This is a genomic window from Achromobacter pulmonis (genome assembly GCF_902859765.1).
GTDB classification, from domain to species: domain Bacteria; phylum Pseudomonadota; class Gammaproteobacteria; order Burkholderiales; family Burkholderiaceae_B; genus Achromobacter; species Achromobacter pulmonis.
The window spans coordinates 1-8,688 of record NZ_CADIJV010000066.1 but is presented as its reverse complement, the minus strand read 5'-3'; the positions used below and the strand labels follow the sequence as shown (position 1 = coordinate 8,688).

Sequence of the window (8,688 nt, the reverse complement as noted above, 5' to 3'; positions counted from 1 at the left end):
CGCGGCCTGGGCGGGCACGGCGGCCACGGCGGGCGTCGAGCCGGGCTTGATGGCGGCGGTGACCACCGGTTGCGCGGCCTGCGCATCGCGGCTGGCCTTGGCGGCGGCGGCTTCGGCCTGCAGCGCGGTGGCGGCCACCGGCGCGCGGGCAGTGGCGATGGCGTCGTTGGCGGTCAGCGCCGCCTGCACCACGGCAGCGCCGCTGCTGATGGCGGTGGCGGCGGCCTGGGCGTTGCCACGCGCCAGCTGCACTTGCTCGGCAGCCTGGGCGGCGATCTCCAGTGTCTGCTCCGGCAACACGACTGGCGTGACCGGCTGCTGGGTGGCGGCCACGGCGAGCGCGCCGGCTTCGGCCTCGCTGGCGGTCTTGACCGCGTCATCGATAGCCGAGGCGGCAGCGTCTTCGGCGTTGGCGGCGGCATCGCTGGTGGTCTTGCCGGAGGGGGGGGGCCTTGGTGGCGCCATTGTTGTCGGCCGGGCGCGCCTGGGCGGACGGGTTGGGACGCTGCTGGGCCAGCACGTCGGAGAACGACGGACCCTTCTTGGTCGCGGGAGGGGCGGACTTGGCGCCGAGGGCATCGGCGATCGAGGTCGGCACGGCGGGCGCGATGGCGGGCATGGGCAGGGGAGCGGTCATCTCGGGCTTCCTGTGGGCAATTAATGCATCCCGGCCTGGCGCTGGACCAGGCGGGCGGAGTATTCGTCGTTGGCGCGTTGCTCGCGGCGGGATTCCACCACGGCCTGCGCGCGCAATTCGCGTTGCGCCAGGGCATCGTACGAATTGAGCTTGCGTTTTTCCTGCTGCCAGTAGAGCCGGCCCTTGGCCAGGTTCTCGTCGGCCTGGCGCAGTACATTCTGCTGCTGGCCGATGGCGTCGTCCAGGGTGCCGATGAAGCGCTGGTAGTTGTGGCAATCGCTGGCCGACATGCCGGTGGTCATGGCGTGCTGCAGGCGCTCCAGGTAGTCCTGGCGGTAGTCCTGCAGCATGCCGAGCTGGCGTTCGGCATTGGTGCGCTCGGTGCTGAGCCGGCCGAGCAGGCGGGCGGCTTCGTCCGTGCTCTCCTTGGCCAGGTTGATCAGCATGTCCAGGGGCAATTGGCTAGGCATAAGTGTCCTTCAATTCGAAGCTTGCGCGCAGCTGTTCCACCGCGTCGTCGTAGCCGATGTTCTCGCCGATGTCCTGTTGCAGGAACGCTTCCAGGCGCGGGTAGCGGGCGATGGCATCGTCCAGTTGCGGGTCGTTGCCGGCGGCATAGGCGCCCACGGCGATCAGGTCGCGGTTGCGCTGGTAGCGCGACAGCGTCTGCTTGAAGCGGCGCACCACCGCGAACTGCTGCGGCGTGATCAGGGAGGTCATGGCGCGCGAGATCGAGGCTTCGATGTCGATGGCGGGGTAGTGGCCGGACTCGGCCAGGTGGCGCGACAGCACCACGTGGCCGTCGAGAATGGCGCGGGCCGAGTCGGCGATGGGGTCCTGCTGGTCGTCGCCTTCTGCCAGCACGGTGTAGAACGCGGTAATCGAACCGGCCTTGCCGCTGGGTCCGGGCGCGCCCATGCCGGCGCGTTCGACCAGGGTCGGCAGCTTGGCGAACACCGACGGCGGATAGCCCTTGGTGGCGGGCGGCTCGCCGATGGCCAGCGCGATCTCGCGTTGCGCCATGGCATAGCGGGTGAGCGAGTCCATGATCAGCAGCACGTCCAGACCCTGGTCGCGGAAGTGTTCCGCCAGGCGCGTGGCGTAGGCCGCGCCCTGCAGGCGCAGCAATGCCGAGACGTCGGCCGGCGCGGCCACCACCACCGAGCGCGCCAGGCCTTCCGGGCCCAGGTTGTGCTCGATGAATTCCTTGACTTCGCGGCCGCGCTCGCCGATCAGGCCGACCACGATGACGTCGGCCTTGGTGTAGCGGGCCATCATGCCGAGCAGCACGCTCTTGCCGACGCCGGACCCGGCGAACAGGCCCATGCGCTGGCCGCGGCCGACGGTGAGCAGGCCGTTGATGGCGCGCACGCCGGTATCGAGCACGGTATCGATCGGCGCGCGCGACAGCGGATTGATGGGCTGGGCCGACAGCGGCGCCAGTTCGGCGCCGGTCAACGGACCGAGACCATCCAGCGGCCGGCCGGCGCCATCGAGCACGCGGCCGAGCAGGGCGTTGCCGACCGGCAGGTGGCGGCCCAGTTGCGGCTTGGCGTTGCCATTCAGTTCGGCCTTGCGCGGCAGCGGGATCTGGCGTTGCACCGGCGGCTCGCCGGGCACCACGCGGGCGCCGGGCGGCAGGCCGGAAATGTCGGCCTGCGGCATCAGGTACAGGGTGTGGCCGTCGAAACCGACCACCTCGGCGTCGGCCCAGTGGTCGTGGCCGCGCGCGATCTCGATGCGGGCAGCGGCGCCCACCGGCAGGCGCAGGCCGGTGGCGTGCAGTACCAGCCCGGTGGCGCGCGTGATCTTGCCGCTGACCAGCCAGGGGTCGGTCGAGGCGGCGCGGATCGAACCGATCTGCAGCTGGGTCTGCCAGCGGTCGATCACGGGCACGGCCGGTTGGCCGGGCTGCGCGGGGGCCGGATTGGCGCTCACACCGGTTCCTCCCAGTGGACGTTGCGGCCGAGCGAGGCGGCGACGCGGCGCCAGCGGGTCTGCAAGGTAGCGTCGATGTCGCCGAACGGCGTCTCGGCGCGGCAGCCGCCGCGGGCGATGGATTCGTCGGCCAGCACGCGCCAGTGGCCTTCCTTGAGCTCGTCGGCCAAGTGCAGGCGGATCAGTTCGATATCAGCCGGATTGGCCCACAGGCGCATCTGGCCGCCGGCGGTGGGGTTGATGTGCAGCACTTCGCGCACGGCGCTGGCGACGGTGTCGGGCTGCTCGGCCAGGGTGGTGCGCACCACCTGCTGGGCGATGTCCAGGGCCAGCGTCAGCAGGCTCTGGCCCATTTTTTCTTCCAGCGAGCCGACCGATTCGGCGCAGGCCTGCAGCAGCGCATGCAGGTGTTGCGCTTCCTGCGCGCCTTGCTCGCGTGCCTGGGCCAGGCCTTCGGCGTAACCGGCTTCGCGGCCGGCGGCCAGGCCCGCTTCATGGCCCTCGGCGCGGCCGGCTTCCAGGCCGGCGGCGTGGCCCTGCGCGTAACCTTCCTCGCGGCCCTCGGCGAGGGCCTGGGCACGCAGCTGGGCCATCACCACTTCCGGGTCGGGGCCCGGATCGGGTTCCGGCTCGGGTTCGACTTCGACAGGCGGCGGCTCGTCGAACGACAGCATCTGCCAGCGCCGCCAGGCGGCACTGCGCGAGATGCGCGTCGACTGGCCGGTATCCGCTTCAGACATACGCGTCGTCTCCGGAATTGCCCAGGACGATCTGGCCGCTCTCGGCCAGGCGGCGGGCGATCTGCAGGATCTTCTTCTGCTCGCCCTCGACCTTCGACATGCGGATCGGACCTTGCGCTTCCAGGTCCTCGCGCAGCATTTCTGCGGCGCGGCTGGACATGTTGCGCAGGAACTTGGCGCGCAGCTCTTCCTGGGCGCCCTTGAGCGCGACCATAAGCGTGTCGTTGTCGATTTCCTTGAGGATGAGCTGGATCGCGCGGTCTTCGACGTCGAGCAGGTTGTCGAACACGAACATCTCGTCGATGATCTTCTGCGCCAGGTCGCTGTCGCGTTCGCGCAGGCTGGCGACCACGGTTTCCTCTTCGGCCGAATTCATCATGTTGAGAATCTCGGCCGCGGTGCGCACGCCGCCCATCTTGCTGCGCTTGGCGCCCTGGCCCGCCAGCACGGAATTGAGCACTTCGGTCAGTTCAGACAGCGCGGCCGGCTGCACGCCGCCGAAGGTGGCGATACGCAGCATGACGTCGTTGCGCAGGCGGTCGGTCAGCAGCGCCAGCACGCCGGCGGCGCGGTCGCGTTCGAGGTGCACCAGGATGGTGGCGATGATCTGCGGGTGTTCGTCGCCGATCAGTTCGGCCACGGTGTGCGGGTCGAGCCAGTTCAGGGCATCGATGCCGCTGCCGCCTTCGCCGGCTTCGAGGATGTCCTCGATCAGGCCGGCGGCGCGGTCGCTGCCCAGCGCCTTGGTCAGCACGGTGCGGATGTAGTCGTCCGAGCCCAGCGTGACGGCCATGAACTGGTCGGCTTCCTGGCGGAACTCCTCCAGCACCACGGCCACGTCGTTGCGGGTGACCTGCTTGAGGCTGGCCATGGCGGCGCCGACCTGCTGGACTTCGCGCGCGGTGAGGTACTTGAAGACCTCGGCCGCGGCGTCTTCACCCAGCGACATCATCAGGACGGCGCTGCGCGTCATGCCGTCCATGGGTTTGGAATCATTTTTCATCTTTGGTCATCCAGGTGCGCAGGACCATCGCGACGGCGCGCGGATCCTTGCTCGCCATCGTGCGGGCGCGTTCCAGGTTGTCCTGGTAACGGTCGGTTTCCTTGGCGCGGGCCAGGTCCTGGGCCTCGCGCTGGGCCTCGATACGTTCGGCCTCGGCCACTTCCGGATCGACCGGCGGGTACAGGTAGTCGCCCACCGAGCGGCGGATCTTGCGATACAGCCACAGGGCCAGCACGCCACCCACCAGCCACGCCAGGATGGTCTTGAACAGCGAGATCATTTCCGGATCGCGCCACATCGGCACGGGCGGCGGGCCGTCGTTGAACTGGCTGTTGACCAGGTTCAGCGAGTCGCCGCGGCTTTCGGAATAGCCCATGGCTTCGCGCACCAGGTTGGTGAGCTTGTTCAGTTCCTCGGGCGGCAGGGCCTGCGGTTCGCCATCCTTGTCGCGCACGTAGTTCACGACCACGGCGACCGACAGGCGCTTGAGCATGCCGACTGGCTGCTTGATGTGGCTGATGGTGCGGTCGACTTCGTAGTTGGTGGTGGCGTCGCGGCGGTCGCTGACGGTGCCGCCGGCACCCTGGGCCGGGGTTTGCTGCTGTTGCTGCTGTTGTTGCTGGCCGGGTTGTTGCGGCTGGCCGGGACGGGCCGGCTGCGTCTGCGGCGGATTGGCGATGGGGGCCTGGGCGTTGGCGGGCGGCTGGTTGGACAGCGCGCCGGGCACGCCCTGGGCGGGGTTGATGCCGCGCTGGTTGGATTCGCTGGTCTGCTGGCTGCGGATCGCGGCCTGGCCCGGTTCCTGGTTGGGGCGATAGACCTCGGAGGTTTCCTCGCGGCGCGAGAAATCCATCTCGGCGCTGGCCTGGGCGTGTACGTTGCCCGGACCGACCAGCGGATTGAGGATGGTGAGGATGCGCTCGACGGTGCGTTGTTCGGTTTCGCGGACCATGCGCATCTGGTCGGCGTCCATGCCCCGGCCTTCGCCGGTGGGCGCGGACAGCAGGCGGCCGTTCTGGTCGACGATGGAGACGTTCTCGGCGGTCAGTTCCGGCACGCTCGAGGCCACCAGCCAGGAAATGGCCGAGACCTGGGCATCGCTCAAGCTGCGGCCGGGATAGACATTCAGCAGCACCGAGGCGGTCGGCGCCTGGCGCTCGCGCACGAACAGCGACTGGCGCGGCATGGCCAGGTGCACGCGGGCGTGCTGGACCGTGTGCATGGATTCGATCGAGCGCGACAGTTCGCCCTCCAGGCCACGCTGGTAGTTGATCTGCTCGGCGAACTGGCTGGCGCCAAAGCGGGCGTTGTCCATCAGCTCGAAACCGACCGAGCCGCCGCGCGGCAGGCCCTGCGAGGCCAGTTGCAGGCGGGCGTCATAGACGCGGTCGGCCGGCACCAGCAGGGCGGTGCCGGTGTCGTTGTACTTGTAAGGCACGTTCATGGCGCCCAGCGCGGTCACGATGGCGCCGCCGTCGCGGTCGTCCAGGTTCGAGAACAGCACCTTGTACTGGGGCTCGCTGCTCCACATCGCCACGGCGACGATCAGCGCGACCAGCGCTGCCGCCGCGCCAAGCAGGATCGGCTTGGGCAGGGCGCGTATCTTTTCCAACACGGGAAACTTCGCCAGAAGCGACGCGCTCAGGGTAGCCTGCTGATTCATTGGCGGCTCCCGCTGGCTTCGCGGAGCAGGGAAAATGACTTCATGTTCGGGTAGGGCAGATTACACATGCAACGTGCTTCTGGTCTGGGGAGAGCCTGGATTATTGCTGCTGCGTTAGCAAACCCAATTGCCGAAAACAGCGGTTTTTTGGCGTTACTTAATCCCTATGTCGACAAGCGGGCGCGCCCCGCGGGCGGAGGCGGCAGCGGCCAGCACCGGCGGGGTTGGCGCATTCGCGGAAATATCGGGTGTTTTGGCGGCTTTTACCCGCTATGAGGCGGGGAATGCCGGGTTACGCTGCCTGCATCCTGGGCGTAGTCCCTCGTCCCCTCAGCAAGGAATAACGTAATGGCTGTATCAGGCTTGTCCGGCATCGAGAGCATGCTCCAGCAGATGCGCGTGGCGGTTACCAAGGCCGAAACCGGCAACCTGGCCGCCGGCGAGGCCGTGGCCCAACCGGATGGCTTCGCCGCCGAGCTGCAACGCTCCATCCGCCGCGTCACCGCGGCCCAGAACGCCGCCACCGCGCAGGCCAAGGCTTTCGAGCTGGGCGCGCCCGACGTGTCGCTCAACGATGTCATGGTCGACCTGCAAAAGGCCAGCATCGGCTTCCAGACGGCTGTCCAGGTTCGCAACAAGCTGGTTGCGGCCTACAAGGAAATTTCCTCGATGGCGGTGTAACGGCCGCCAGCATGAAAACAGGGGCTGGCGCATGCCAGCCCCTTTTCAGACCGGATAACTCCCCATCCGGCCCGTTCCCGCCGCCCAGCCATCTTGGCCGGCGCCGGAGCGCCCCTATCTCGCCGTTTTTTCCAGTTTCCAGACAACTTGCTGCAGCCAGGTTTCCTGGCGCGCGTCCAGATTCAGGAACACCGCGCCCAGGTGGCTCATCGGCGGTTCGCCGGTCAGCGATACGTGGGTCGGGGCCGGCTCATCGGGGCTGGTGGCCTGGGTCATGGGCTGGCCCGAGATCGGATAGACGTTGCGCACCTCCAGGTGCGCATTGAGCTTGCCGAGTTCACCGAAGTCGAGGTGTACGTCTTCCAGCACGCTGCCGCGTTGCGGCAGCGCCGGCACCGCCAGTTCCACCCGCAGTCCGACGCCATCGACCGAAATGTCGCGCACCGAGAAGCTGATCGGCTGGTCGGTGGGGGTAGGGCGCCAGGACGCCTGGCAACGGTTGGCATGGGTGACCAGCGAGGCGCGGAACATTTTGCGGCGCTGGATACGGGCCAGCCGGTCGGGGAAGGGCGACATCAAGGCCGCGCTGCCATCATCGAAATAGATCACTTCGGGGCGCGCGACGCGAAAACGGATCTGCACGCCCCCGTAGGCCGTGGCGTGGAAATGGAAGGTGGTGCCGCTGAGCAGGCCCATGCTGTCCGTCTGTTCGAAATCGGCCCCGGCATAGTCGCGCGGGCGCCAGAAAAACTGCCGGGTCTGCTTGTCCGCGCCGAGCACCAGCACCGCCATTTCGCGGTCCGCGGCATCGCGGACCAGGATATGGCTGTCGGGGTGCGTCAGTTCGAAGAGCGCGGCGCGCATGTCTTCCGGCCGCGTAAGCAGGAATTCCGGATCGCTGGCATCCAACACGATGGTCGTCCTTAGAGAGAAGGGTCAGGCGGGCGGCGCGGCGTCTGGGAGCTCGCGCGATTCGAGGCGATAGAGCCAGGCCAGCAATTCTGCCACCGCCACGTAGAGTTGGGGAGGAATATGCGAATCCAGGTCCACCTGCATCAGCAGGCCGACGAGTTCGCGCGATTCATGGACGTACAGGCCGTTTTCCTCGGCCGCGCGCACGATGGTGTCGGCCAGTTGCCCGTAGCCTTTGGCCACCACCCGGGGGGCGGCATCCTTGTTGTCATAGGAAATGGCGACCGCGGCGTTGCGGTTGGCGTTCGGACCCTGGTCGGGGGGCGGGGCGTTGCGCATCAGAAGTCCGTGGGAATGACGGGCCGCGGATCGACCACGTTCACCACCAGGTGGCTGAGCGTGAGGCCGGCGGCGAGCAGGCGCGAACGCAGTTGGTCCGAAGAATCGTTGATCTCGGTCGCGCTGTGCGGCGCGACCACCTGCAGCACCAGTTGATCGCCGGCCAGGTTCAGGCGCGCGTCCACCAGACCCAGGCGCGGCAGGTCGAGTTTCAGGCGGGTGGCCCAGGTGGAGACCGCCGAATCGGGGTCGCCGCCGTAGGGGTCGCGTTCCACTTCCCATTCCATCGGCGTGCCGGGCCAGGCCTCGCCTTGCCAGGTAAGCGCCTGGTTCGCGAGCACCTCGAGCTGCTGGCGCACCAGGACGGTCAGGTCCTGGTGGATGCCGTTGACCGGCGTGCCGGCCGCGGGCGCCTTGGCGCCGGATGTGGCGGGCGCGTCGGCCGAGCCGGCGTCGCTCTGCGCTTGCGCGCGCGGACGCGAGGCGTCGGCCTCGCTGGCGGTATTGCCATGCGCAAGGCGAGCCTGGGGTTCCTGTTGCAACTGGGCCGGGTTGCTGCGGCCGAAGACCATGTCGGCCAGGTGCGATTCGTAGAACAGGCCGCTGGTCTGCAGCGCGCTGCGCAGGGCTTGCGCCAGCGCCCGGACCGACGGTGCGGGCCCGGCCAGCGTGGCGTGGGTCGCGGCGGCGGTGCCCTTGGCGCCGGCCGGGGCATCGCCCGGGCTGGCGGGGCGACCTGGCTTGGACGACGCCGCGCCCTCGCTGGCGGGGTCAC

10 protein-coding genes and 1 pseudogene are annotated in these 8,688 nt (G+C 68.6%); 1 reads left to right on the top strand and 10 read right to left on the bottom strand.

Going from position 1 to position 8,688, the window contains the following annotated elements; genetic code table 11:
* From HV701_RS26215 to fliF, 7 genes and pseudogenes are all read right to left on the bottom strand, one after another.
* Positions 1-465 (bottom strand): annotated as a pseudogene (locus tag HV701_RS26215) (flagellar hook-length control protein FliK); the annotation flags it as partial.
* Positions 377-637, bottom strand: coding sequence for a hypothetical protein (locus HV701_RS26210; RefSeq protein WP_175135919.1), 261 nt, complete (start codon positions 635-637; stop codon positions 377-379). The gene HV701_RS26210 and the pseudogene HV701_RS26215, both read right to left, overlap by 89 nt.
* Before the next feature lie 20 nt (positions 638-657).
* Positions 658-1,107, bottom strand: coding sequence for a flagellar export protein FliJ (fliJ, locus tag HV701_RS26205; RefSeq protein WP_175135918.1), 450 nt, complete (start codon positions 1,105-1,107; stop codon positions 658-660).
* Complete coding sequence (gene fliI / locus HV701_RS26200) at positions 1,100-2,575, bottom strand: flagellar protein export ATPase FliI (protein ID WP_175135917.1); 1,476 nt, start codon at positions 2,573-2,575, stop codon at positions 1,100-1,102. The genes fliJ and fliI overlap by 8 nt, the downstream gene beginning before the upstream one ends.
* Positions 2,572-3,315, bottom strand: a complete 744-nt coding sequence (gene fliH / locus HV701_RS26195) for a flagellar assembly protein FliH (RefSeq protein ID WP_175135916.1) — start codon at positions 3,313-3,315, stop codon at positions 2,572-2,574. Before fliH ends, fliI begins: the two co-directional genes overlap by 4 nt.
* Complete coding sequence (gene fliG, locus HV701_RS26190) at positions 3,308-4,318, bottom strand: flagellar motor switch protein FliG (RefSeq protein ID WP_175135915.1); 1,011 nt, start codon at positions 4,316-4,318, stop codon at positions 3,308-3,310. Before fliG ends, fliH begins: the two co-directional genes overlap by 8 nt.
* On the bottom strand, positions 4,308-5,981 hold the full coding sequence (fliF, locus tag HV701_RS26185) for a flagellar basal-body MS-ring/collar protein FliF (protein WP_175135914.1): 1,674 nt from the start codon (positions 5,979-5,981) through the stop codon (positions 4,308-4,310). Before fliF ends, fliG begins: the two co-directional genes overlap by 11 nt.
* 348 nt (positions 5,982-6,329) lie before the next feature.
* Here fliF and fliE point away from each other — a divergent pair, with 348 nt between their 5' ends.
* Positions 6,330-6,662, top strand: a complete 333-nt coding sequence (gene fliE / locus HV701_RS26180) for a flagellar hook-basal body complex protein FliE (protein ID WP_175135913.1) — start codon at positions 6,330-6,332, stop codon at positions 6,660-6,662.
* A 114-nt stretch (positions 6,663-6,776) separates the two neighbouring features.
* Here the strand turns inward: fliE and HV701_RS26175 are convergent, their stop codons facing one another.
* From HV701_RS26175 to fliK, 3 genes are all read right to left on the bottom strand, one after another.
* Entirely contained in the window at positions 6,777-7,574 is a 798-nt protein-coding gene (locus HV701_RS26175; RefSeq protein WP_175135912.1) for a flagellar brake protein, read from the bottom strand.
* 24 nt (positions 7,575-7,598) lie between these two features.
* The gene (locus HV701_RS26170) at positions 7,599-7,913 is read right to left on the bottom strand and encodes an EscU/YscU/HrcU family type III secretion system export apparatus switch protein (protein WP_175135911.1); all 315 of its coding nucleotides are present in this window, start codon (positions 7,911-7,913) and stop codon (positions 7,599-7,601) included.
* Positions 7,913-8,688: flagellar hook-length control protein FliK (fliK, locus tag HV701_RS26165; protein ID WP_175135910.1), on the bottom strand; the 776-nt coding region annotated here is incomplete at its 5' end. The genes HV701_RS26170 and fliK, both read right to left, overlap by 1 nt.

Coding starts and splice junctions, on each gene's coding strand:
- HV701_RS26210 (WP_175135919.1), bottom strand. CDS start 637: ATGACCGCTCCCCTGCCCATGCCCGCCATCGCGCCCGCCGTGCCGACC.
- fliJ (WP_175135918.1), bottom strand. CDS start 1,107: ATGCCTAGCCAATTGCCCCTGGACATGCTGATCAACCTGGCCAAGGAG.
- fliH (WP_175135916.1), bottom strand. CDS start 3,315: ATGTCTGAAGCGGATACCGGCCAGTCGACGCGCATCTCGCGCAGTGCC.
- fliG (WP_175135915.1), bottom strand. CDS start 4,318: ATGAAAAATGATTCCAAACCCATGGACGGCATGACGCGCAGCGCCGTC.
- fliF (WP_175135914.1), bottom strand. CDS start 5,981: ATGAATCAGCAGGCTACCCTGAGCGCGTCGCTTCTGGCGAAGTTTCCC.
- fliE (WP_175135913.1), top strand. CDS start 6,330: ATGGCTGTATCAGGCTTGTCCGGCATCGAGAGCATGCTCCAGCAGATG.
- HV701_RS26170 (WP_175135911.1), bottom strand. CDS start 7,913: ATGCGCAACGCCCCGCCCCCCGACCAGGGTCCGAACGCCAACCGCAAC.